Source organism: Massilia yuzhufengensis (genome assembly GCF_900112225.1).
GTDB lineage: Bacteria > Pseudomonadota > Gammaproteobacteria > Burkholderiales > Burkholderiaceae_D > Telluria > Telluria yuzhufengensis.
In genome coordinates this window covers 131,060-154,005 of record NZ_FOLD01000006.1, presented here as the reverse complement: position 1 = coordinate 154,005, position 22,946 = coordinate 131,060, and the positions used below count along the sequence as shown (strand labels likewise).

Here is a 22,946-nt window from a genome sequence, read left to right as displayed (position 1 = left end):
TAGTCGGAAAAGTTGGCAGGCAGAGGGACAAGCGACCGATGTATGCACTCTTTCTATTGCCACTTGGAAATTATGTGGCACAATGGTGTGAAATATTTCCCCCCAAGTCCTCCCAGCCATGGCCAGTCACACTGCCCAGACACCCGCCACCCGCAAGGCAGCCAGCGCGCAGCAGGCGACGCTGGAAGAGCTCGTCGGTATCGGTGCGCGCCACGCCTCCGAAGGGCTGATGGACACCGTCAAGCGCATGGTGGCCGTGCTGCTCGACCTGACCGCGGCTGGACCCGATCCCCAGCAGGCGGTGCGCCGCATCCGCTCCGGCAATCTCCTCAACGACAACGCCTACGCCTTCGTGCACATCGCCGCGACCGGCATCGAGCTGGCGCTGCGCAAGGAAGTCGCGCTGCTCGCGCCCACGCTCGCACCGGCAGCCGCGCCGGCGCCACTGGCCCTGAGCCTGGTGCCGATGGAAGTGATGGACATGCAGCTGGCCTTCGCCGCCATCAGCCGGCCGTTCGACATCCAGCATTCGGAGCGCCTCGCCAGCCTGGGCGTGCGCCTGGGCGTGCTGCTCGGCCGCGAACTGGTGCGGGCCAGCCACAATCCCTTCCGCCCCGAAGTCTTCCTGCGCGCGCTGCAAGAGGCATGGTGCGAGTTCGAGCCGGACGAACAGTCGCACGAGCTGGTGCTGCCGCTGCTGCGCACCGGCATCGTGTTCGACCTTGGGCCGATGCTCGACGCGCTCGGCGAGCGGCTCAAGCCGGCCCGTTCCCGTGGCCAGGACGAACGCTTCGCCAAAACCGACGGCAGCGCCGCCGCCAAGGCCGCACGGGCCCGGCGCGATGCGGCCGTGTCGCAGCAGTTGCGCGAGCTGTTCGGCGCCGCCGGCGCCGCTGCCGGTGCGCAAAGCGCGGTGCCGGAGATTCCCAACCTGCCGCAGGGCAGTGGCGGCTGGCGTCCCAGCACGGCCGCGGGTTTTGCGCCGGCCGGCATGGGTGGCGCCGCACCTGCCGCCACGGTGCCCCAGCCGGCGCCGGGACAGGCGGCGCCACATGGCGTCGTCATGGCGCCGTCGCACGCGGGCGCAGGCGTGCAGGCGCAGGTGGCGACGGTTGCTGCCTTGCCGGCGCCGCTCATCGACATGCTGGAACGGCTGGCCGCCAGCGTTCCCGCCGCCGGCCAGCCGGCCGGCCCGCTGCCGGCCCAGGGCGAGGCCGTGCCGCATGGCGTGTTTTACCTGCCGCGCCTGAAACAAAGCATGCCCCAGGGCAGCCTGTCGCGCGGCGACGAAACCACGCTCGACCTGCTGTCGCGGATTTTCGAAACCGTGCTGCTGGACGAATCGATCCCCCGGGAGACGCGCGAGCTGATCGCCTTCCTGCAGGTGCCGGTGCTCAAGGCCGCGCTGCAGGACCGCAGCTTCTTTTTCGAAGAGACCCATCCGGCGCGCCGCATGCTCGACCTGCTCTCGAGCGCGGGCTGGGAACAGGCGGGCAGCCCGGACGACCCGGTCTACCGGGCCATGCGGCGCGGCGTGGACAAGGTGCGCGCCGGTACCCAGCCGGACGATTTCGCCGCCGCCGTGGCCGACCTGGAAGCGAGCATCGCCGAACGCGAACACGCCCAGCAGGCTGCCATCGCCGGCCCGATCGCCCAGGCCACGCGCCAGGAAAAGCAGCTGGCCGCGACGCGCTCGGCGAAAAAGGCGGTGTCGCTGCGCCTGGCCGGCGAGCAGGTGGTGGCGATGGTCGGTACCTTCCTGGAACAGCGCTGGATGCCGGTCCTGGTCCTGGCCTATACCATCGAGGACAGCAAGCCGGGCGCGGTGGACAACGCCACCCGCGCCATGGATGACCTGATCTGGAGCGTCAAGCCGAAGGCCACGCAGGAACAGCGCAAGGCGCTGATCGCGCGCCTGCCGGCCCTGCTCACCACCCTCAACAAATGGCTCGACGCCATCAAGTGGCAGGACGCCGAGCGCCTGCAGTTCTTCGCCGAGCTGGCCGAATGCCACGCCTCGATCGTGCGCGCCCCGATCGAGCTGTCGCCCGAGCGCCAGCTGGAGCTGGCGGTGGAAGCGGCCCAGCAGGACGCCATGCGCCGCATCGCGCAGGAGCAGGCGGCGGCAGCCGAAGAAGACGCCCTTGACGAGCCGGCGGCGGCCAGCCTGGCCACCCTGGCGCGCGGCATGCGGGTCGAATTCACCGGCGCATCGGGCGTGCGCAAGGTGAAGCTGGCCTGGGTCAGCCCGCTGCGCACGCTCTTCATCTTCTCCGGCGCCGGCCGCCAGGAAGCGTTTTCCCTCCCGGCCGAGCGCCTGGCCGAAGCCTTCCGCACCGGCAGCATCCGGGTGCTGGCGGCGGAGGGGGTGGTTGGGCGGGTGCTGACGGAGGCGGCGGGGGAGGCGGCGATGAATGATTCGATGGTGGGGCAGGTCGGCTAGGCTCTTACTGCTGCTACTGCCGGCTCTGCGCTGCATGCTCCACGCCAGTCCCGCGCCCCAACCCCGTCGCTCCGGCGCAGGCCGGAGCCTAATTTTGCGTGCGTATCAACTAGCTACGAACTTGGGTACCGGCCTTCGCCGGTACGACGGTCTCACGTTTAGCATGCTCTCCATCGCACGGTCCCCGACACCTTTCACCCCGAATTGTCGAGTTCGCAAGCTTCCTTCTTGGCCGAATTGCAAGGAAGCGATGGTATGATGACGCCTTCGACGACTCCTTAGCCCAACCGAAGCAACGTGCGCCTTTCCTCCATCAAATTGTCGGGATTTAAGTCTTTCGTCGATCCCACCAATTTCCAGGTGCCCGGCCAGCTGGTCGGCGTGGTCGGCCCGAACGGCTGCGGCAAGTCGAACATCATCGATGCCGTGCGCTGGGTGCTGGGCGAATCCAAGGCCTCCGAGCTGCGCGGCGAGTCGATGCAGGACGTGATCTTCAACGGCTCCACCCACCGCAAGCCCTCCGGCCGCGCCTCGGTCGAGCTGGTGTTCGACAACAGCGACGGCAAGGCCGCCGGCCAGTGGGGCCAGTACGCCGAGATCGCGGTCAAGCGCACGCTTACCCGCGACGGTACCTCCACCTACTACATCAACAGCCAGCCGGTGCGCCGGCGCGACATCCAGGATATCTTCCTCGGCACTGGCCTGGGCCCGCGCGCCTACGCCATCATCGGCCAGGGCATGATCTCGCGCATCATCGAGTCGCGCCCGGAAGAGCTGCGCGTCTTCCTCGAGGAAGCCGCCGGCGTGTCCAAGTACAAGGAACGTCGCCGCGAGACCGAGAACCGGCTGTCCGACACGCGCGAGAACCTGCTGCGGGTCGAGGACATCCTGCGCGAACTGAACGCCAACCTGGAAAAGCTCGAAGCCCAAGCCGTCGTGGCCAACCGCTTCCACCAGCTGCAAAGCGACCAGGAAGAAAAGCAGAAGCTGCTCTGGCTGCTGCGCAAGAACGAAGCCAAGGCCGAGCAGCTGCGCTACTTCCGCGAGATGGAAGAGGCGCAGACCAGCCTCGAGGCGCACACGGCCAAGCTGCGTAATGTGGAGCTCGAGCTCGAACACATGCGCCAGTCGCACTTCGCCACCGGCGACCGCCTGCACACGGCCCAGGGCGCGCTGTACCAGACCAATTCCGAGATCGGCAGCCTGGAGGCGCAGATCAAGTTCGTGGTGGAGTCGCGCAGCCGCCTGCAGAACCAGCTCGGCACGCTCACCGCCCAGCGCGACGGGTGGCTGGCCCAGCGCGCGGAGTATGAAGAGCAGCTGGCGGAGGCGGAATTCACGCTGGAAGAACTCGGCGCGCGCGCCGAGGGCGCCCAGATCGCCGTCGAAGCCCACGGCGAGCGGGTGCCGGAACTGGAAACCGCCTGGCGCGCCTCGCAGGAGCGCTCGAACGAATCGCGCGCCCGCATCATGCAGGTCCAGCAGCGCATCGAACTGGCCAGCGCGCACCAGCGCAATGCGGCCGGCATCCTCACCAGCCTGGCCAGCCGGCGCGAGCGCCTGCAGCAGGAGAGGAACGGCCTGAACCTGCCCAACAGTGCGACGCTGGACAACCTGCGCATGCAACTGGAAGAAAAGCAGCTGGCGCTGGAAGAGCAGACCATGCTGCTGGAAGAGTCCACCGGGCGCCAGGAAGCGGTGGAGCAGGAGCGGCGCGAGGCGCACGCGCTGGTACAGCAGGAGTCCAGCGCCAGCGCCCAGCTGGAGGCGCGCCTGTCGGCGCTGCGCCAGATGCAGGAACGCGTGCAGACCACGGGCAAGGTCCAGCCCTGGCTGGAAAAGCACGAACTGGCCGGCATGCCACGCCTGTGGCAAAAGCTCGATATCGAGGAGGGCTGGGAAACGGCGCTGGAAGCCGTGCTGCGCGAACGCGCCGGTGCGCTCGAGGTGTCGAACCTGGACTGGGCCAAGGCCTTCTTCAGCGATGCGCCGCCGGCTCGCCTGGCGCTGTATTCGCCGGCGCCGGCCGCACCGCCCCCGGCTGCCGACGTTCCCGGCCTGAAACCTTTCGCCAGCCTGCTGCGCCTGAACGAGCCCGGCCTGCGCGGTGTGCTGAACGACTGGCTGCACCGCGTCTACGTGGCCACCGACGCCGCCGAGGCCTTCGCCAACCGCGCCAGGCTGCCCCAGGGCGGCAGCTTCGTCACCCGCCAGGGCCACCTCGTCACCCAAACGAGCGTGCGCTTCCACGCGCCCGACGCCGAGCAGGACGGCATGCTGGCGCGCCAGCACGACATCGAGAACACGACCAAGCAGCTGCGCGCCCAGGCCATGCTGGCGGACGAAGCGAAAAGCCGCGCCACCCGCGCCGACGCCGCCGTCAGCGAGCTGACGCGCCGCCTGCAGGATGCGCGCCAGCGCGTGGCGTCCCTCACGCGCGAGGTGCACGCGCTGCAGATCGAGGTGCTGAAACAAAGCGAGATCGAAGCGCGCTTCAACCAGCGCAGCGGCCAGATCGCCTCCGACCTTTCCGAGATCGCCGCCCAGGAAGCCGAGCAGCGCCAGGCCGCCGCCGAGGCCGAGCAGGAATTCGAGCAGCTCGACATGGAGCTGGCCGAGCTGCAGGGCGCGCACGAAGACGGCCAGACCGCCTTCATGGAAAAGGAGCAGCTGCTGTCGGATGCGCGCCAGAAGCTGCGCGACCTCGAGCGCGGCGCCCAGGAAGCGCAGTTCGCCGAGCGCGCCCAGCGCAGCAAGATCGAGGAACTGCGCCGCAATATCGCCACCGCCTCCAGCCAGGCCGACCAGGTCGGCGCCAGCCTGGGCTCCGGACGGCTGGAACTCGAAGCGCTGGAAGCCGGCACCGCCAGCGAGGGCCTGCAGGAACTGCTGGAGCGCCGCAGCACCCAGGAACGCGCGTTGGCCGATGCTCGCCACGAACTCGAGCAGATCACCCAGCAGCTGCGCCAGATGGAAGAGGCGCGCATGGGCAACGAGCGCAGCCTGCAGCCGCAGCGCGACCGCATCACCGAGATGCAGCTCAAGGAACAGGCCGCGCGCCTGAACCAGGAGCAGTTCGCCGAGGCGCTGGCCAATACCGGCGCCAATGAGGAAGAGCTGCAGCAAAAGCTCAATCCCGACCTCAAGCCCCAGTTCCTGCAGGGCGAGGTCACGCGCCTGACCAATGCCATCGCGTCCCTGGGCGCAGTCAACCTGGCCGCGGTGGACGAGCTGGCCCAGGCGGCCGAACGCAAGCGCTACCTCGATTCGCAGAACAACGACCTGCAGGAAGCGATCAACACGCTGGAAGACGCGATCCACCGCATCGACCGCGAAACGCGCGACCTGCTGCAGGACACCTTTGACCGCGTCAACACGCACTTCTCGGAGCTGTTCCCGATCCTGTTCGGCGGCGGCAACGCCAAGCTGGTGATGACCGGCGACGAAATCCTGGATTCCGGCGTGCAGGTGATGGCCCAGCCGCCGGGCAAGAAGAACGCCACCATCCACCTGCTGTCCGGCGGCGAGAAGGCACTCACGGCGACCGCGCTGGTGTTCTCGATGTTCCGCCTGAACCCGGCGCCGTTCTGCCTGCTGGACGAGGTCGACGCGCCACTGGACGACGCCAACACCGAGCGCTTCTGCCGCATGGTCAAGCGCATGTCCGAACATACCCAATTCCTCTTCATCTCGCATAACAAGATTGCGATGGAGATGGCCAACCAACTGATCGGTGTGACGATGCAGGAGCAGGGCGTATCGCGCATTGTGGCGGTGGACATGGAGTCCGCCGCGAATTTCGCTACTGAGGCACAAGCAGCATGACTGATTTACAAATGAGCCTGATCGCAGCCGCCGGCGTGTTCGTCGCCGGGGTCTTCTCGTACAACAAATGGCAGGAGTACAAGGCCCGCAAGAGCGTGGAACGCGCGTTCGCCTCGGACCATGACGACGTCCTGATGCGCAGCGGCGAGACGCCGGTCGAGCGCCAGGAACCGGTGCTCGACCTCGGCGCCGAATCGCCGCTCGCGCCGCTGGACGTCGAGCCGGGCAGTTTTGCGATGGATGCGCCCGCACCAAACGTCGCGCCGGCGCCCGCCGCGCCGGCCGCCGTAGCGGCAGCACCGGTGGCGCCGGCCGCGCCGCTTCCGGGCACGACACCGGACACGCCGCCCGCCGAACTGGCCGAAAGCCTGGTCGACCCGCTGATCGACTGCCTGATCCCCTTGAGCGTCGAAGGCGCGGTCCGCGGCGACAAGATCCTGCCCGCGCTGCACACCCTGCGCCGGGTCGGCAACAAGCCGATCCACTTCATCGGCTTTGCGGTGAGCGGCGACTGGGAACCGATCGTCCACGGCGGCGTCTACACCAAGCTGCAGGCCGGCGTGCAGATGGCCACCCGCACCACCGCCCTGAACGAAATCGAATACTCGGAACTGGTCACCCGCCTGCGCGCGGTCGGCGACGAGATCGGCGCCGAGCCGGAAGTGCCGGACATGATCGAAGTCATGAGCGAAGCGCGCACCCTGCACCGCTTCGTGGCCGGCCACGACGCCCAGCTGGGCGTGAACCTGGCCGCCAACGGTGCGCCATGGCCGATCACCACCTTGATCGCGGCGCTGGAAGCGCAAGGCTTTGACGTGCGCCCGGACGGCCGCTTCGCGATGCCGGACGGCGCCGGCGGCGTGCTGTACACGCTGTCGACCAACGTCACCCTGGGCGCCGATGCCACCAACCGCCTGACCCTGCTGCTGGACGTGCCATGCGTGGCCCCGGCGCGCGACGGCTTCGGCGCCATGGTGAAGTGCGCGAAAGAGCTGACCGCGCGCCTGGACGCGACCATCGTCGACGACTTCGAGCAGCCGCTGTCGGATGCCGCGCTGGACGAGATCAAGGGCCAGGTCGCCGAGTTCTACCAGGAGATGGAGGCGTCCGACATCCCGGCCGGTTCCACCCGCGCGCTGCGCCTGTTCGTCTGAAGGAATCGCCGTGGCTGAACAAGAAGATCACTTGACGCGAATGGCGTGGCTGGTCGAGGAACTGAACCGCCACATCTACAACTACCACGTGCTCGACGCGCCGACCATTCCGGACGCCGAGTACGACCGCATGTTCCGCGAGCTGCAGGAACTGGAAAGCGCGCACCCGGAGGCGCAGACCAATGACTCGCCCACCTTCCGCGTGGGCGCGGCGCCGATCCCCGAGTTCAAGCAAGTCACGCACTCGGTGCCGATGCTGTCGCTGAACAACGGCTTCGCCGATGAAGACGTCGACAACTTCGACCGCCGCGTGCGCGAAGGGCTCGAAACGAAACAGGTCGCCTACAACGCGGAACTGAAGTTCGATGGCCTGGCGATCAGCCTGCGCTACGAAAACGGCGTCTTCGTGCAGGCCGCCACCCGCGGCGACGGCTACACCGGCGAAGACGTGACCGCCAACATCCGTACCGTGAAGGTGATCCCGCTGCGCCTGCACGGCAGCGAGCCGCCGGCGGTGCTGGAAGTGCGCGGTGAAGTGCTGATGTTCAAGGGCGACTTCGCCAGCCTGAACCAGCGCCAGCGCGAGACCGGCCAGAAGGAATTCGCCAACCCGCGCAACGCCGCCGCCGGCAGCCTGCGCCAGCTCGACGCGCGCATCACGGCCCAGCGCAGGCTGCGCTTCTTCGCCTACGGTATCGGCCTGCTCGAAGGAGCCGAGCTGCCGGATACCCATTCCGGGGTGCTGGACTGGTTCGACCGCCTCGGTCTGCCGGTGTCGAAAGAGCGCGCCGTGGTCACCGGCCGCGACGGCCTGCTGGACTACTACCGCAGCATCGGCGAGCGCCGCGCCAGCCTGCCCTACGAAATCGACGGCGTGGTCTACAAGGTCGACAGCGTGGCCGACCAGGCCCAGCTCGGCTTCGTGTCGCGCGCCCCGCGCTTCGCACTGGCCCATAAATTCCCGGCCGAGGAAGCGCTGACCGAGGTCACCGCGATCGATGTGCAGGTGGGCCGCACCGGCGCCATCACGCCGGTGGCGCGCCTCGTGCCGGTGTCGGTGGGCGGCGTGACCGTGACGAACGCAACCCTGCACAACGAAGACGAAGTGCACCGCAAGGACGTGCGCGTGGGCGACACGGTGGTGGTGCGCCGCGCCGGCGACGTCATTCCGGAGGTGCTGTCGGTGGTGCTGGAACGCCGCCCCACGCCTGAACCGATGCGCTACAAGCTGCCCGACACCTGCCCTGTGTGCGGCTCGCACGTGGTGCGCGAAGAGGGCGAGGCGATCGCCCGCTGCTCCGGTGGCCTCAGTTGCGCGGCCCAGCGCAAGGAAGCGATCCGCCACTTCAGCGGCCGCCGCATGATGGACATCGAGGGCCTGGGCGACCGCTACATCGACAGCCTGGTCGAATGCAGCCTGGTGCACGGCGTGGCCGACCTGTACAAGCTCACGCTGGACGACATGCTGGCCATGAAGCGCCTGGCCGACGAGCGCGAAGGGACCACGCCGGAAACCGTCAAGCAGGGCAAGATCGCCACCAAGTGGGCCGACAATCTGCTTGGCGCCATCGCTGCGAGCAAGAACCCGCCGCTGGAGCGCCTGCTGTTCGCGCTCGGCATCCGCCACGTGGGCGAATCCACCGCCAAGACCCTGGCCGACTGGCTCGGACGCTTCGCGCTGGTGCGGCAAGCCCCGATCGCACTGCTGCGCGTGCTGCCCGATATCGGCGGCACCGTGGCCGAAGCGATCGCCGAATTCTTCGCCGAAGAGAAAAACCAGCAGGCCATCGACGCCTTGCTGGCCGCCGGCGTGGCGCCGCAGGGAGAACACCCGCCCAAGGCCCAGCTGCGCGAGAAGCTCGACGAAGTGAACCTGCTGGCGGCGCTGGGCATCCCCAAGCTCACCGAACCACGCGCGCGCCAGCTCTCGCAGCATGGTGTCACGCTGGAGTCCTTGTCGCACCTGAAGGTGTTCGGCGTGTTCGGCCTGCCGGCCACGGTCTCCGGCGCGCTGGAAGAATGGATGGCCGCGCCCGGCAATCGCGAAGGGCTGGCTGCACTGGCCCGCCTGCGCGAGGAACTGCTGGCCCAGCTGCCGGAAGAAGCTCCAGCGGTCGAGGGGCGCTTCACCGGCAAGACCTTTGTGCTCACCGGCACGCTGCCGACCATGAGCCGCGATGCGGCCGGTGCGCTGATCGAGCAGGCCGGCGGCAAGGTGTCCGGTTCGGTGTCGAAAAAAACTTCGTACGTTGTGGCCGGCGCGGAGGCCGGCAGCAAGCTGGCCAAGGCCGAGGAGCTCGGCGTCACCGTGCTCGATGAAGCCGGCCTGCTGGCCCTGTTGGGAACTTAGAAAGCACGCCATGACCCTGATCCGCAAAGCCGTATTCCCTGTCGCCGGCCTGGGCAGCCGCTTCCTGCCCGCCACCAAGGCGCAGCCGAAGGAGATGCTGCCGATCGTCGACAAGCCGCTGATCCAGTACGCCGTCGAAGAAGCGGTGGCGGCCGGCATCACCGAACTGGTGTTCATCACGGGCCGCAACAAGCGCGCCATCGAAGACCACTTCGACAAGGCCTATGAACTCGAAGCCGAGCTGGAAGCGGCCGGCAAGCAGGCCCTGCTCGACGTGGTGCGCGGGGTGATACCGAAGAACGTCAACTGCATCTACATCCGCCAGTCGGCCCCGCTGGGCCTGGGCCACGCCGTGCTGTGCGCGCGGCCCGTGATCGGCGACGAGCCGTTCGCGGTGCTGCTGGCGGACGACTTCATGGACACCGGTCCCGGCCAGAAGCCGGTGCTGGCGCAGATGACCGACCTGTATTCGTTCGAGCGCTCCAGCATCCTGGCGGTGCAGGATGTCCCGCGCGAAAACACCCGCCAGTACGGCATCGTCAGCGTGTCGAGCTACCGCCCCGGCCTGGAGCTGGTGTCGGGCATCGTCGAGAAACCCGCGCCGGAGCTGGCGCCGTCGACCCTGGCCGTGGCCGGGCGCTATGTGCTCTCGGGGTCCATCTTCGGCTACCTGGAAAACCTCGGCACCGGCGCCGGCGGCGAGATCCAGCTCACCGACGGCATCGCCGCCATGATGCAGGCCGAGCGCGTGCTGGCCTACCGCTATGAGGGCCAGCGCTACGACTGCGGCTCCAAGCTGGGATACCTGCAGGCTACCGCCGCGATCGGCCTGAAGCACCCCGAGACCGCCGAGGGCTTCCGCGCCTGCCTCGCCGCCTTGCTGGAGCAGGGGAAGCTGCCATGACGGTGCGCGAGATCCTGCGCATGGGCGACCCGCGCCTGCTGCGCGTGGCCGAACCGGTGCGCCAGTTCGATACGCCCGAACTGCATGCGCTGATCGCCGACATGTTCGACACCATGCACGCGGCCAACGGCGCCGGCCTGGCCGCGCCGCAGATCGGCGTCAACCTGCAGCTGGTGATCTACGGCTTCGCGAAAAACGGGCGCTATCCCGATGCGCCGCCGGTGCCCGAGACGGTGCTGATCAATCCCGTGCTCACGCCGCGCTCGGACAAGATGGAAGAGGGCTTCGAAGGCTGCCTGTCGGTGCCCGGCCTGCGCGGCAGCGTGCCGCGTTTCGTGAGGCTGCATTATGAGGGCGTCGACCAGTACGGCAAACCGGTGGTGCGCGACGCCGACGGTTTCCATGCGCGCGTGGTGCAGCACGAGGTCGACCACCTGCTCGGCATCCTGTATCCGATGCGCATCCGCGATTTTTCCCGCTTCGGCTTCACCGAAGTGATGTTCCCCGATCTCGATCCGAAAGCCGACGACTGATGCGTTCCCTGTTTCTTCCATTGGTGCTGGCGTGCGCGGCGCCGCTGGCGCAGGCCGATGACTTGTTCACGAAAATCGAGTCGGCGCCGACAAGCGAATTCTGGCTCGACACCGGCTTCGCCACCGCGCACTTCGACAGCGACAAGGGCCTGAACGGCGCCAACAAGGGACTGGCGGCCGAGTACCGTTTCAGCGGCACCATGGCGGCGACGGCCGGGCGCTTCTATAACAGTGACCGGCAGTGGTCGAACTATGCGGGGGTGATCTGGCAGCCGTACGCGCTAGGGACGGTGCGCGTGGGCGTGGCGCTGGCGGCCTTCGACGGCTACCCGAAAATGCGCGACGGCGGCTGGTTTGCGGCGGCGATTCCGACCCTGACGTATGAGTACAAGCGGGTGGGGGTGAATGTGGGGATTATTCCCACGTATCGGGACCGCCTGTACGGTGGCGTTTCGATCCAATTCAAAATTCGACTGGCGGGGAGATAAGTCTAGATTGATAGGGTGTAAATCTAAAAATTCTAAATGGCGGGCGAATAAAAGTGGAGATGCAAAGAATTTACTCTGGGAAAGAAGTCATTAGAGCAGGTGAGAAGTTACTTGATGTGGAATTAGTGAGAACTCAACCTGATGAATACTCTGCGTCCATGGATGTTTTGTCGTATTGGAGGTTTAGTCATGAAAAGGCGCTGGATTCCGCTTTTAATTTATTGCAAGATATAGCTCGAAAGAAAGACAAGGCGACGATATTCGCGAAACGCCTTAAACGATATGCGTCGATAGTGGCCAAGCTTCGTCGATTCGAGCAAATGAAGCTCAAGAATATGCAAGATATAGGCGGATGCCGTGCCATTGTCGCAAATGAGAAAAAATTACGGCAGCTTGTCCGGGATCTGCGCAAACGTTCGGAGTTCAAAACCGCTCAAGGAAAAATAAGGTCTAAAGACTATATCAAGAATCCTAAAGATGACGGATATCGCGGATATCATCTGATTGGTCAATTCTCAGGTGATAATTCAGAGAAAAAAAGCATAGAGATTCAGATTCGAACAGCGCTGCAGCATGATTGGGCAACGGCGCTAGAGATAGTTGATTTGTTCACCGGCCAAGCTCTCAAATCCAACCGGGGTGATGCTGCGTGGAAAACCTTCTTTAGGAACATCAGTCGCCAGTTCGCGATAATGGAATCGATACACTTATTTGACACCCTAACGCCGCGACAGAAGTTCGAAACTTACGGTGAAGTCATATTAAATAATAAATCTTTAATTGAAGCTTGCCGTGATGCGAAACAGTCTTCGGAGAAATTGTCGGTAGTTGATACGTTACAAGCATTCGCGCACGGGTTAAAGATTGTTGACGAACGATTGAGTCAAGTATTGGTAACTGGATATGCTCTGATCGAGGTTAATACAAAGAAGAAACAGGTCAGCGTCAGCATCTTCAGTGATGACATGAATGCGGAAGCAGAAGAGCGCTATATTCAATGTGAAAAAACCGCAGCAGCAACCGATCATTTGGTCGTTGCATTGGTTTCGACTACAGCGGTGGGCGGGCTAAAGGAGGCGTACCCTAATTATTTTGCCGACTCGACTGATTTTGTGCGTCACCTACTTCTTATAAATAGTCTGGAGCTTCCAAAAGGGGGAGGGAGTATTTGGTCCGATTTCTATCGGAGACTCTTTCGCTGGCGCGAGAAATAAACTGTATGGGCCCGACCCTAACTTGATTCCTCGCGTTTCTGTGCAGCTGTTTCAGAGAGTTAGCGCATGCCAGCTAGGCGCCGAAGCTTTTCGAATCCCGTGGTGCATGATATTGGTTGGAGCGACGTTAAGAAGTGCGCGAGTTGCTGCTGTGGTAGGCCTGGTTCAAAAAGAAACTGCTCATTGTTCAAACGATTAATTATTAATGAGCGTTTTGCCTCAAGGTCGGCTGGCGGAACATTTTCTAGGTCTAGTAATCTCTGTTGGACGTATTCAGATTTTGACAGCAATCCTGCATACTGTAGCTCCTCAAACCGTTTCTTGGCCGCGCCTAGTTCCGACCATGCATGGAAGAATTGCTCGTAGCAGCGAAATTCATCAGTGGTTAAAAGTGTGATGAAGTATTGTTTAAGCGTCGGCCAGTTAGTTTCAATAATGCCGACCTTCGACCAGGCTACATAATTGGCTCCGCCACGTACTGCATTAAGCGCCTCTTCAGCGTTACGCACATCCAGCACTACAGTTTTCGCCGCACTTTTTAGTTTATTTATTTGATCTATCTCATATACCAGATACGCAAAATATCCTACTGCTGCTGCCGTGCCACTAGTGATATAGTCACCGGGCACACCAAATGATTTGCATGCATATAATATCCCAATCCAAGAAATAATATAGATTGTTGAAATGAACGTTAATTTTCTCATATATTAATTCGCTTTTAAAGTTACCATTCGTATGGTCAAGAGTCAGAATAAGGACTCCCGCCCCCCTCCGCAATAAACACATCGATCCTCTCCTGCAGCACCGGCAGCGGCACCGACCCCAGTTGCAGCACCGTGTCATGGAAGTTCCGGATGTCGAACTTCGCCCCCAGCGCCTTCTCGGCACGCGCGCGCGCTTCCTGGATCGCCATCTGCCCCAGGTAATAGGACAGCGCCTGCCCCGGCCACGAAATATAGCGGTCGACTTCGGTTTCCACCTCGTGCTTCGACAGCGCCGTGTTCTCCATCAGGTAAGCCTGCGCCTGCTCGCGGGTCCAGCCCTTGGCGTGGATGCCGGTATCGACCACCAGCCGCGAGGCGCGCCAGGCCTGGTAGCTCAGCATGCCGAACACCTCGTACGGCGTTTCGTAGATCCCCATCTCGGTACCCAGGCGCTCGGCGTACAGCGCCCAGCCTTCGCCGAACGCCGAGATATACGCGCGGCGGAAGTTCGGTACGCCCTTCTGTTCCTGTGCCACCGGCATCTGGAAGGCGTGGCCCGGCGCCGATTCGTGCAGGGTCAGGGCTGGCAGGCTGTAGAGCGCGCGTGCCGGCAGGTTGTAGGTGTTGACCCAGTACGACCCCGGCCCGCCGCGGCCGGCCGTGTAGAAGGGCGCCTGGTCGTCGGCCACCGGCAGGATCGCGAAGCGGCGCCGTGGCAGGTAGCCGAAATACTGGTCGGCCTTCGCATCGAACTTCTTGGCGGTCCAGGCGGCGTGCATCAAGAGCTCTTTCGGCGTCTTCGCATAAAACTGCGGATCAGTGCGCAGGAACTGCAGGAAGGCCGGCAGGTCGCCCTTGAACTCCACCTGCTTCATGATGCCGTGCATCTCGGCGCGGATCTTGGTCATCTCGGCCAGGCCGATCGCGTGGATCTGCTCGGCCGTGAGGCTGGTGGTGGTGAACTCGACGATCTTCGACTGGTAATAGGCTTTCCCGCCCGGCATGCTCTGGGCCGCGAGGGTGGTGCGGGCCTTGGGCACGTACTCGGTGCGGAAGAAGGCCAGCACTTTCGCGTAGGCCGGCTGCACGCTGTCGCGGATGACGGCGGCGGCCTGGGCCCGCAAGGCGTCCTGCTCCGCTGCCGGCACCGAGGCCGGGAAATTCTTGAACTGGGTGTAGAACACGGTTTCCTGCGGGGTCTTCGCGTCGGCGATCGAGGCCAGCGCCACGTCGCGCCCGGCCAGCGTGACCTGCGGCGGCGTGAAGCCGCGCGCCAGGCCGGCGCGCATATTGGCGGTCTCCTGGGCGAAGTAGCCGGGCAGGGCGGCCAGTTGCTTGAGGTAGTTGCGGTAGTCCTCTACCGTCTTGAACGGACGGCGCGCGCTGTAGGAAACGTCGGTCCAGAAGGCACTGTCGGCATTAACGGGCTGCTCGAATTCGCGGAAGCGCTGGGCTTCGAGCAAGGAGGCGATCTGGGCCCGGTAGACCGCGAAGTTCACTTTTTCGGCCGGCGACAGGCCGGCAGGCGACAGCGCGTCGAGTTCCTTCAGGATGCCTTCCCAATACACGCGGCGCGCTTCCTGCGCCGGCGCATCGACCCGGGCCAGGGACGCGCTGACGCCGCGGTCGTCTTCGGCGCGGGCGAGCCGTTCCGCGACGCGCCATTTCCACTCTTTCGTGTAGATTGTCTTGAAACGGGCATCCGCGCTCGTGGCAGCAAGGGCGGGAGAAATGGCAACACTCAGCAGTACACAGGCCGTCGACAGGACGGCGCCCAGCTTCTTTTTCATGGTTATTCCGCGATGTAAGGACGTATCAAGTGGACCGGGGCAAAGCAGGCCCGGCCTTGTGCATCTTAGCGGGGATGTGGCGGATTGACACTATTGAAAATGTTTCTGGCAGAACGATGGCATCGGCGGCAGTTTGCCGAATCGACAAGGTATAATCCAGGATGGGATGGGAGGCCGCCGAGGTTTCCCCTGTCGCGCATGGGTGCGGCGCCTGTATTCCCAGTCAATGTAGAACCGGATCCATTGTTCCTTAACGAAGACATGACCAACAGCACGGGCGCGGCGCAGCCGGCCGCAGCGGGCAGCGACTGGATCCAGCCCTGGCGACAGATCGCGCAGCAGCTTTGCCCGCTGATCGGCGACAGCGGTTTTTGCGCGCTGTTCGGCCGTGCCCTCCATCTCGTCGGCCCCGAGCATGCCTGGCTCGCCCCGCAGCAATCTTGCCGGGCGCCCGACCAGCTGTTTGCCGCCCTTGAAGAGCGCATGGCCGGGGTCGACGCCGGACGTGCCGCCGCCGCCAACGACACCTTGTTGCGGACCTTCACCCAACTACTTGCAACGCTCATCGGGGAGGCGCTGACCCAGCGCATACTCTCATCGGCGATGGCGACGGTAGACCAGCAGGCGCACGCACAGGAGCAGAAATAAATGACCGATAAAGTAAGCTTGGGAACATTGGCCACGGGCGTGCCCGGGCTCGACGTTCTCCTGGGCGGTGGCCTGAACGAGTTTTCGTTCAACATGATTACCGGCGCCCCGGGCTGCGGCAAGACGACCATGGCGCACCAGATGATGTTCGCGCTGGCCGGCCCCGAGCGCCGCGCGCTGTTCTTCACGGTGCTGGGTGAGCCGCCGCTGAAGATGCTGCGCTACCAGCAGCAGTATTCCTTTTTCGACATGGACAAGGTCGGTACCTCGATCCGCTATGTCAACCTGACCGCCGACCTGCGCGCGGGCGACTTCAATGGCGTGCTCGAGCGCATCACGAAAGAAGTCGAGGATTTCGGCCCCAGCCTGGTGTTCGTCGACTCCTTCCGCTCGGTGATCCAGACCGGCAGGAGCGGCCAGGAGGGCACGAGCGACCTGCAGTATTTCGTCCAGGAGCTCGGCACCCGCATGACCAGCTGGATGGCCACCACGTTCCTGATCGGCGAATACCAGCACAACGACACCGAGGCCAATCCGATCATGACGGTCGCCGACGGCATGATCGCGCTGAGCCAGCTGCACGAAGGCGACGCCGTGGTGCGCAAGATCCGCGTCGTCAAGATGCGTGGCCAGGCCCACATGGGCGGCTCGCACACCTTCCGCATCACCGACAACGGCCTGCGCATCTATCCGCGCCTGCTGCCGCCGCTGGCGGCCGACCGCCATCCGGGCGTGCCGGTGGCAACCAATCCCGCGCGTATTCCGACCGGCACGCCCGGGCTGGACGCCATGCTGCATGGCGGCCTGCCGCAGGGCCACTCGCTGCTGGCGATCGGGCCGACCGGTTGCGGCAAGACCATCCTGGGAACGCATTTCCTGCAGGCCGGCGTCGCCCAGGGCGAGACCGGGGTGCTGATGTGTTTCGAGAAGGGCACCGGGCGCCTGCGCAATGCCGAAATGGCCGCCATGATCCAGTCCGGCCAGGTGGCGGTGGTCGAAAGCCGCCTGATCGACCTGACGATGGAAGAGCTGGAAGACGAACTGACCAGCGCGATCGACCGGACCGGCGCGCGCCGCGTGGTCATCGATTCGCTGTCCGAGGTCACGCTGTACCTGGCGCCGGAATGCGCGCGCAACCTGCGCGAAGGCGTGTTCCGCATGCTCAGCAGCCTGGCCAGGCGCGGGGTGTCGGTGCTGGTGACTACTGGCCTGGACGACCGCACCGTGAACATGAATTTCGCGCGCGCCGATATCGCCTACATGACCGATGCGATCGTGGCGATGCGCTATGCCGAGGTCGACGGCCAGGTGCGCAGGTACATGGCGGTGGTCAAGGTACGCGGCAGTAACCACAGCAGCGACCTGCGCGAATACCGCATCACCGACGAAGGGATCGAGATCGACCCGATCGCCGCACCGGTGGACGGCGTACTGTTCGGCCGTACCGATCACGCCAATCCAGGCGACTAAGGCAAGAGGCATGGAATGGGAACGTACGATGAATCGGCCGCCGGCTCTGAACAACGTTCCGTGATGGGCGACCAATCCGGCCTCGGCGCCGCGCTGCGCGACCAGGACCCGTATCAGCGCATCGCGGCGCTGGAGGCCGAGCTGTCGCATGCCCGCATCCTTGTGCGCGAACGCGACCGCCTCGAAGAGCAGCTGGTCCAGCTGCGCGAAGCCAACGAGCACCTGGTCATGGCGACCGTCAGCGCGCAGTCGCTGCGCGACCTGGCCGAAGCCACCAACCGGCGCCAGACCGAGTTCCTCGCCATGCTGGCGCACGAGCTGCGCAATCCTCTCGCGCCGCTGAGCATGTCGGCCAGCCTGCTCACCAGCCTCGGCGGCACTACCGGCAAGCTGGCCCACGTGGCCGGCGTGGTGCGGCGCCAGGTCGACCACATGGCGCGCCTGCTCGACGACCTGCTCGACGCCGCCCGCATCAGCAGCGGCAAGATCACGCTGGCGGTGCGCCCGCTGGCCCTCGGCGCGGCGCTCGACCAGGCGGTCGAGACGGTGGCGCCGCGCATCCGCGAGCGTGGCCAGCAGCTGCAGGTCGAGCTGCCCGGCGAGGCGCTGACCATCGAAGGCGACCCGGTACGCCTGACCCAGGTCTTCGCCAACCTGCTCGGCAACGCCTCCAAGTACACCGGCGACGGCGGCGCCATCGTGCTGCGCGCCTGGCGCGACGACCAGGACGTGGTGGTGCAGGTGAGCGACAACGGCACCGGCATCGGGGCCGACATGCTGCCCCAGGTCTTCGACCTGTTCATCCAGGGCCCGCGTTCGCTGGCCCGCTCCGAAGGTGGCCTGGGCATCGGCCTGAACGTGGTGCGCAACCTGGTGGGCATGCACGGCGGCTCGGTCACGGCCGACAGCGCCGGCGAAGGCCGCGGCAGCAGCTTCACCGTGCGCCTGCCGCTGTCGGGCGCCGCGGCCCCGGTCGCCGAGCCCCCGGCCGGCCCGAGCACCGGTGAAGCATCCTGCCGCATCCTGCTGGTGGAAGATAACGTGGACGCCTGCGACACCCTGCGCACCTTGCTCGAACTGGCCGGCCACGAAGTGGCGGTCGCCTATGACGGGCGCGCGGGGCTGGAGGAAGCGCGGGCGCGCCGCTATGACATCGTCATCTGCGACATCGGCCTGCCGGGTATCGACGGTTTCGCAGTCATGGAGCAGCTGCGCGCGGACGCCTCGACCGACCCCGCCGCCGGCCGACTGTTCGCGATCGCCTTGTCGGGGTACGGGCAAAGCGAAGACCGCGAGCGCGCGCTGGAGGCTGGCTTCGACCGCTACCTCGTCAAGCCGGCCGCGCCGGCCGCGCTGCTGGCCCTGGTCGGCCAAGCACGCGAGGCCCGCCAGGCCGCCTGACTCAGGCGCGCAGCACCCGGGCCAGGCGCGCCACCGCTTCTTCGATGCGCTCGAAGCGCGTGGCGTACGAGAAGCGCACGTGGCGCGCCGGCGCCGCGAATCCAAAGTCATCCCCGGGCACGATCGCCACATGCGCGTCATGCAGCACCGACCAGGCAAACGCCGTGCTGTCGCCGCTAGCGGCGTGGGGCAGGGCGCTGATATCCGCATACACATAGAAGGCGCCGTCCGGCATCACCGGCACCTGGAAGCCGAGCGCGCGCAGCGCCGGCACCAGGTAGTCGCGGCGGCGCTGGAATTCGCGCCGGCGTTCCTCATAGATGGCCAGCGCCTCGGGCGTGAAGCAGGCCAGCGCGGCCTGCTGGGCCACGGTGGGGGCGCAGATGAACAGGTTCTGGGCCAGCTTCTCGAACGTGGCCACCAGCGCTTCCGGCACCACCAGCCAGCCCAGGCGCCAGCCGGTCATGCTGAAGTATTTCGAGAAGCTGTTGACGGTAATCGCGTCCGGATCGAGCGCCAGCGCGCTGACCGGCGCGTGGTCGTAGGACAGGCCCTGGTAGATCTCGTCGATGATGGCGAAGCCGCCGCGGGTGCGCACGGCGGCCAGCACCTCGCGCAGCTGGCTTGGGGTCATCGAGGTGCCGGTGGGGTTCGATGGCGAGGCGACCAGCACGCCGCTGGTGCGCGCGTTCCAGTGCTCTTCCACGTGGGCGGCGCTGAGCTGGTAGCGGTCCTCGGCCGGCGAGGGCACCAGCACCGGCTTGCCGCCGAAGGCCGAGACGAAATGGCGGTTGCAGGGGTAGCAGGGATCCGGCATCAGGACTTCGTCGCCGTCGGCCACCAGCGCTGCGCAGGCCAGCAGCAGGCCGGCCGAGGCGCCGGCCGTGACCACGATGCGGCGCGCGTCGATGTCCAGGCCGTGCACGGCCGCGTAGTGGCCGGAGATCGCCTCGCGCAGCTCGCGCAGGCCGAGCGAATCGGTGTACTGGGTGCTGCCGGCGCGGATCGCTTCCATCGCCGCGTGGGCCACGACGTCGGGCGCGGTGAAGTCGGGTTCGCCCACGCTCATGCTGATGACGTCGATGCCGCTGCGCTTCATTTCGCCGGCGGCTTTCACCATTTCCATGACGCGAAAGGGTTCGATGGCGTGGACGCGCTGGGCGACCTGGAGATTGGTTGGCATGCTGTTATCCGTAGAATCCGATCACGGCATCTTACCGTAGGGTGGTCGGCTGCGCCGACCGCGCGGTGATCGTTACAGGTAGATCACACGCGCGGGCGGGAAGACCCGCCCAGCCTACGATTCACTGGTGAGCGTGGTGCGTGGCCGTCAACCGGCGCATCAGCGGCAGCGCCGCTAAGGCAATCAGCGTACACACGATCGCCGCGATACCGAGCTTGTTGAACAAATTCGTATACACCGGCAGCGTCTGCAGCGGATCGACCATGTCGCGCGGCACGCTGGCGATGTTCGCCACCACCCCGCCCAGGTACTGCGAAATCCCCACGCCGACGTAGTACGCGCCCATCATGAAGCCGCCCATGCGCGCCGGCACGTAGCGCGCAATCATGGCCAGGCCCAGGCCACTGACCAGCAGCTCGCCCAGCGAATACAGGCCGTAGCCCGCAATCATGATCCACGACGAGGTCAGGCCGTTGACCGCGAACTGCCCGGCCACGCCGTAGGTAAAGAAGCCCGCCGCCACTACCGCGAAACCGAGCGCGAACTTGGCGGCGATCGACAAATCCCTGCCGCTGTTGCCGGCGCGGGTGTAGATCAAGGCCAGCACCGGGCTCAGGACCATGATCCAGATCGCGTTGAGCGCCTGGAACTGGGCCGGCGACCAGGTCCACAGGTGGGAGCCCAGCACGGTGAATTCGAGGTCGACGTTACGCAGGGCGAACAGCGACAGCGAGGTCGACATCTGCTGGTAGAAGATGAAGAAGAACACGGTCTGCAGGGTGAGCACCAGCGCGGCGATCAGCCCGGCGCGCTCGCTCGGTGCGCTCGAGCGGATCAGGTGGAAGAAGATCCCGAGCACCACGATGCCGGCCACGTACACGAAGGCGCGCGCCAGGGCCTGGTATTCCAGGATGACGGCGGCCGCGGCCACCGCCACCACGCCGCCGGCCAGCACGGCCAGCAGCTTCTTCACGTCCAGCGGCAGCGCATCGGGCGGGGAGCCGATGTGCGCGATGGTCTTGCGCAGCACGCCGACGGTGAGCAAGCCGATGGTCAGGCCCACGCTGCACACGGCGAAGGCCACGTGCCAGCCCAGGTTGGCGCCCCAGGTGGCATTCACGTAGTCCTTGATCCAGGGCGTGGCCAGCATCGAGAAGGTCGAGCCCACGTTGACCGCCATGTAGTACAGGGTAAAGGCGCTGTCCATCTTGGAATCGTCGCCTTCGTAGATCTTGCGCACCAGGTTGGCGGTGTTGGGCTTGAACAGGCCGTTGCCGACCACGATCACGCCCAGCGCCGAGAACGTCATCCAGGTGTTGGTGGTGGGGACCGCCATCAGCGCGTAGCCCAGGGTCAGGATCAGCGCGCCCAGGACCATGCAGCGGCGGGTCCCGAGCACCTGGTCGCCGATCCAGCCGCCGATGGCCGGCGCCACGTAGATCAGCGCGGCGGCCGCGCCCCACACCAGGTTGGCGCGGCTGTCCTCGAAGCCGAGGCGCTGCACCATGAAATACACGATCAGCGCCTGCATGCCGTAGTAGCCGAAGCGTTCCCACAGTTCGATCAGCGCCACCGTGAAGAATGAGCGGGTCTGGCTCACGCCATTTACCGCGCCAAGCGGAATGCTATTGTTCATCTATTGCCCTTGTTCTGAATGGTCGCCGCCGTCCTTGCCGGCAGGCACCGGGCGATGCTACGCCAGCGGCATGGAAGATGCAATCTTGACAGCCGCCGCTGCCAATGCGATAACATGGCCTTTTGCCGGCCTGCTGGCCGGCGTCATTTGCCCGAGGTAGAAAAGTATGAGGCGTGTTCCCATCCTGCTGTGCACCGCACTGGCGCTGGCATCGGCCGGCCTGGCCGCTGCGGCGCCCGCCGCACCGGTGCGCGCCAAGGCCGTGGTGGCGATGCCGGTGGCGGACCACCACCAGTATGTCTTCAGCCCGGCCGCCGCCGCCTTCATGTCCACCGCCACTGCCGCCCTGCGTCCGGTGACGGCGCAGGAACTGATCCCGCAGCTCGACGCCGCCGGCATCGAACGCGCCGCCGTGCTGTCGGTGGCCTATGTATACGGACAGCCGCTGCGTTCGCTCGACGAGGAATACCGCCGGGTGCGCGCCGAGAACGACTGGGCGGCGCGCCAGGCGGCCGAATACCCGGACCGGCTGGTGGCGCTGTGCAGCGTCGATCCGCTGAAAAAATATGCGCTGGCCGAACTGGCGCGCTGCGCCGCCAACCCGGAATTCGGGCGCGGCATCAAGCTGCAGCCGGCCGCCGGCGGCATCGTGCTCGACGACGAGGCCCAGGTCGACCAGGTGCGGCGCGTGTTCCGCTCGGCCAATGCGCGCGGCATGACCATCCTGCTGCAGCTGCGCGGCACCGGCGCCGAACAGGCGCGCCTGCTGATCGAGCAGCTGTTGCCCCATGCGCCGGACGTGCCGGTGCAGGTGGCCTACACGGGCGAGGCCGACGATTCGCCGCAACAGGCCGCACTGGCCGTGCTGGCCGACGCCGCGGCGCGCCAGGACCCGCGCATGCGCCAGGTCTGGTTCGATGTCACCGCCTTCGCCCGTCCCGGCCTGTCGCAGGCCGACGCGCGCCACCTGGTGCGCCGCATGCGCCAGGTCGGCATGGACCGCGTGCTGTACGGCTCCGACACCGTCATTGGCGCCGACCAGCGCCCGCAGGAAGCCTGGGCCGCGTTCCGCAACCTGCCGCTCACCGACGCCGAAGCGGCGCGCGTGGCAAGCAATGTGATGTCCTACCTGCGCTGACGGCGGTCTTCGGCCCAAGGTTTATGTAACTTTATTACATAGAGGCTGTCTCGCGCGACCAA

16 protein-coding genes are annotated in these 22,946 nt (G+C 65.7%); 12 read left to right on the top strand and 4 right to left on the bottom strand.

Features of this window, described 5'->3' with window-relative positions; all coding sequences use genetic code 11:
• The first annotated feature begins 118 nt into the window (after positions 1–118).
• The 8 genes from BM031_RS07755 (at position 119) to BM031_RS07720 (ending at position 12,911) form a co-directional block, all read left to right on the top strand.
• A complete protein-coding gene (locus BM031_RS07755) occupies positions 119–2,443 on the top strand; it encodes a DUF1631 family protein (RefSeq protein WP_091873318.1) in 2,325 nt (774 codons plus the stop codon).
• Between the two features lie 297 nt (positions 2,444–2,740).
• Positions 2,741–6,268 carry a chromosome segregation protein SMC gene (smc, locus tag BM031_RS07750; RefSeq protein ID WP_091873317.1) on the top strand — a complete coding sequence of 1,176 codons (3,528 nt, stop codon included), beginning with the start codon at positions 2,741–2,743 and terminating at the stop codon, positions 6,266–6,268.
• Complete coding sequence (locus BM031_RS07745; protein WP_091873314.1) at positions 6,265–7,422, top strand: cell division protein ZipA C-terminal FtsZ-binding domain-containing protein; 1,158 nt, start codon at positions 6,265–6,267, stop codon at positions 7,420–7,422. Before smc ends, BM031_RS07745 begins: the two co-directional genes overlap by 4 nt.
• A gap of 40 nt (positions 7,423–7,462) precedes the next feature.
• Entirely contained in the window at positions 7,463–9,772 is a 2,310-nt protein-coding gene (gene ligA / locus BM031_RS07740) for an NAD-dependent DNA ligase LigA (RefSeq protein WP_091873311.1), read from the top strand.
• A 10-nt stretch (positions 9,773–9,782) separates the two neighbouring features.
• Complete coding sequence (galU, locus tag BM031_RS07735) at positions 9,783–10,676, top strand: UTP--glucose-1-phosphate uridylyltransferase GalU (RefSeq protein ID WP_091873309.1); 894 nt, start codon at positions 9,783–9,785, stop codon at positions 10,674–10,676.
• Complete coding sequence (def, locus tag BM031_RS07730; protein WP_091873307.1) at positions 10,673–11,209, top strand: peptide deformylase; 537 nt, start codon at positions 10,673–10,675, stop codon at positions 11,207–11,209. Before galU ends, def begins: the two co-directional genes overlap by 4 nt.
• The gene (locus BM031_RS07725) at positions 11,209–11,697 is read left to right on the top strand and encodes a hypothetical protein (RefSeq protein ID WP_091873304.1); all 489 of its coding nucleotides are present in this window, start codon (positions 11,209–11,211) and stop codon (positions 11,695–11,697) included. Before def ends, BM031_RS07725 begins: the two co-directional genes overlap by 1 nt.
• Before the next feature lie 59 nt (positions 11,698–11,756).
• Positions 11,757–12,911 (top strand): RelA/SpoT domain-containing protein, encoded by a 1,155-nt coding sequence (locus tag BM031_RS07720; protein ID WP_218147577.1) that lies wholly within the window; start codon positions 11,757–11,759, stop codon positions 12,909–12,911.
• A 59-nt stretch (positions 12,912–12,970) separates the two neighbouring features.
• On the opposite strand, the gene BM031_RS24970 is transcribed toward BM031_RS07720, so the two are convergent.
• Both BM031_RS24970 and BM031_RS07715 read right to left on the bottom strand, forming a co-directional pair.
• The gene (locus BM031_RS24970; RefSeq protein WP_143084527.1) at positions 12,971–13,618 is read right to left on the bottom strand and encodes a hypothetical protein; all 648 of its coding nucleotides are present in this window, start codon (positions 13,616–13,618) and stop codon (positions 12,971–12,973) included.
• Between the two features lie 35 nt (positions 13,619–13,653).
• On the bottom strand, positions 13,654–15,408 hold the full coding sequence (locus BM031_RS07715; RefSeq protein ID WP_091873300.1) for a DUF885 domain-containing protein: 1,755 nt from the start codon (positions 15,406–15,408) through the stop codon (positions 13,654–13,656).
• A 261-nt stretch (positions 15,409–15,669) separates the two neighbouring features.
• Here BM031_RS07715 and BM031_RS07710 point away from each other — a divergent pair, with 261 nt between their 5' ends.
• The 3 genes from BM031_RS07710 to BM031_RS07700 are packed head-to-tail and all read left to right on the top strand — an operon-like array spanning position 15,670 to position 18,927.
• A complete protein-coding gene (locus BM031_RS07710) occupies positions 15,670–16,056 on the top strand; it encodes a hypothetical protein (RefSeq protein WP_091873297.1) in 387 nt (128 codons plus the stop codon).
• Positions 16,057–17,526 carry an ATPase domain-containing protein gene (locus BM031_RS07705; RefSeq protein ID WP_091873295.1) on the top strand — a complete coding sequence of 490 codons (1,470 nt, stop codon included), beginning with the start codon at positions 16,057–16,059 and terminating at the stop codon, positions 17,524–17,526.
• 15 nt (positions 17,527–17,541) lie between these two features.
• Positions 17,542–18,927: a hybrid sensor histidine kinase/response regulator gene (locus tag BM031_RS07700; protein ID WP_091873292.1), complete on the top strand. Its 1,386-nt coding sequence runs from the start codon at positions 17,542–17,544 to the stop codon at positions 18,925–18,927.
• Position 18,928: 1 nt separating this feature from the next.
• On the opposite strand, the gene BM031_RS07695 is transcribed toward BM031_RS07700, so the two are convergent.
• Both BM031_RS07695 and BM031_RS07690 read right to left on the bottom strand, forming a co-directional pair.
• Complete coding sequence (locus BM031_RS07695) at positions 18,929–20,110, bottom strand: pyridoxal phosphate-dependent aminotransferase (RefSeq protein WP_091873290.1); 1,182 nt, start codon at positions 20,108–20,110, stop codon at positions 18,929–18,931.
• Positions 20,111–20,231: 121 nt separating this feature from the next.
• Positions 20,232–21,746: a peptide MFS transporter gene (locus tag BM031_RS07690; protein ID WP_177207681.1), complete on the bottom strand. Its 1,515-nt coding sequence runs from the start codon at positions 21,744–21,746 to the stop codon at positions 20,232–20,234.
• A gap of 166 nt (positions 21,747–21,912) precedes the next feature.
• Between BM031_RS07690 and BM031_RS07685 the strand changes: the two genes are divergently transcribed.
• Positions 21,913–22,884, top strand: coding sequence for an amidohydrolase family protein (locus BM031_RS07685; protein ID WP_091873287.1), 972 nt, complete (start codon positions 21,913–21,915; stop codon positions 22,882–22,884).
• The last annotated feature ends 62 nt before the right edge of the window (positions 22,885–22,946 follow it).

Coding starts and splice junctions, on each gene's coding strand:
- BM031_RS07755 (WP_091873318.1), top strand. CDS start 119: ATGGCCAGTCACACTGCCCAGACACCCGCCACCCGCAAGGCAGCCAGC.
- BM031_RS07745 (WP_091873314.1), top strand. CDS start 6,265: ATGACTGATTTACAAATGAGCCTGATCGCAGCCGCCGGCGTGTTCGTC.
- ligA (WP_091873311.1), top strand. CDS start 7,463: ATGGCGTGGCTGGTCGAGGAACTGAACCGCCACATCTACAACTACCAC.
- galU (WP_091873309.1), top strand. CDS start 9,783: ATGACCCTGATCCGCAAAGCCGTATTCCCTGTCGCCGGCCTGGGCAGC.
- def (WP_091873307.1), top strand. CDS start 10,673: ATGACGGTGCGCGAGATCCTGCGCATGGGCGACCCGCGCCTGCTGCGC.
- BM031_RS07725 (WP_091873304.1), top strand. CDS start 11,209: ATGCGTTCCCTGTTTCTTCCATTGGTGCTGGCGTGCGCGGCGCCGCTG.
- BM031_RS07720 (WP_218147577.1), top strand. CDS start 11,757: ATGCAAAGAATTTACTCTGGGAAAGAAGTCATTAGAGCAGGTGAGAAG.
- BM031_RS24970 (WP_143084527.1), bottom strand. CDS start 13,618: ATGAGAAAATTAACGTTCATTTCAACAATCTATATTATTTCTTGGATT.
- BM031_RS07715 (WP_091873300.1), bottom strand. CDS start 15,408: ATGAAAAAGAAGCTGGGCGCCGTCCTGTCGACGGCCTGTGTACTGCTG.
- BM031_RS07710 (WP_091873297.1), top strand. CDS start 15,670: ATGACCAACAGCACGGGCGCGGCGCAGCCGGCCGCAGCGGGCAGCGAC.
- BM031_RS07705 (WP_091873295.1), top strand. CDS start 16,057: ATGACCGATAAAGTAAGCTTGGGAACATTGGCCACGGGCGTGCCCGGG.
- BM031_RS07700 (WP_091873292.1), top strand. CDS start 17,542: ATGGGAACGTACGATGAATCGGCCGCCGGCTCTGAACAACGTTCCGTG.
- BM031_RS07695 (WP_091873290.1), bottom strand. CDS start 20,110: ATGCCAACCAATCTCCAGGTCGCCCAGCGCGTCCACGCCATCGAACCC.
- BM031_RS07690 (WP_177207681.1), bottom strand. CDS start 21,746: ATGAACAATAGCATTCCGCTTGGCGCGGTAAATGGCGTGAGCCAGACC.
- BM031_RS07685 (WP_091873287.1), top strand. CDS start 21,913: ATGAGGCGTGTTCCCATCCTGCTGTGCACCGCACTGGCGCTGGCATCG.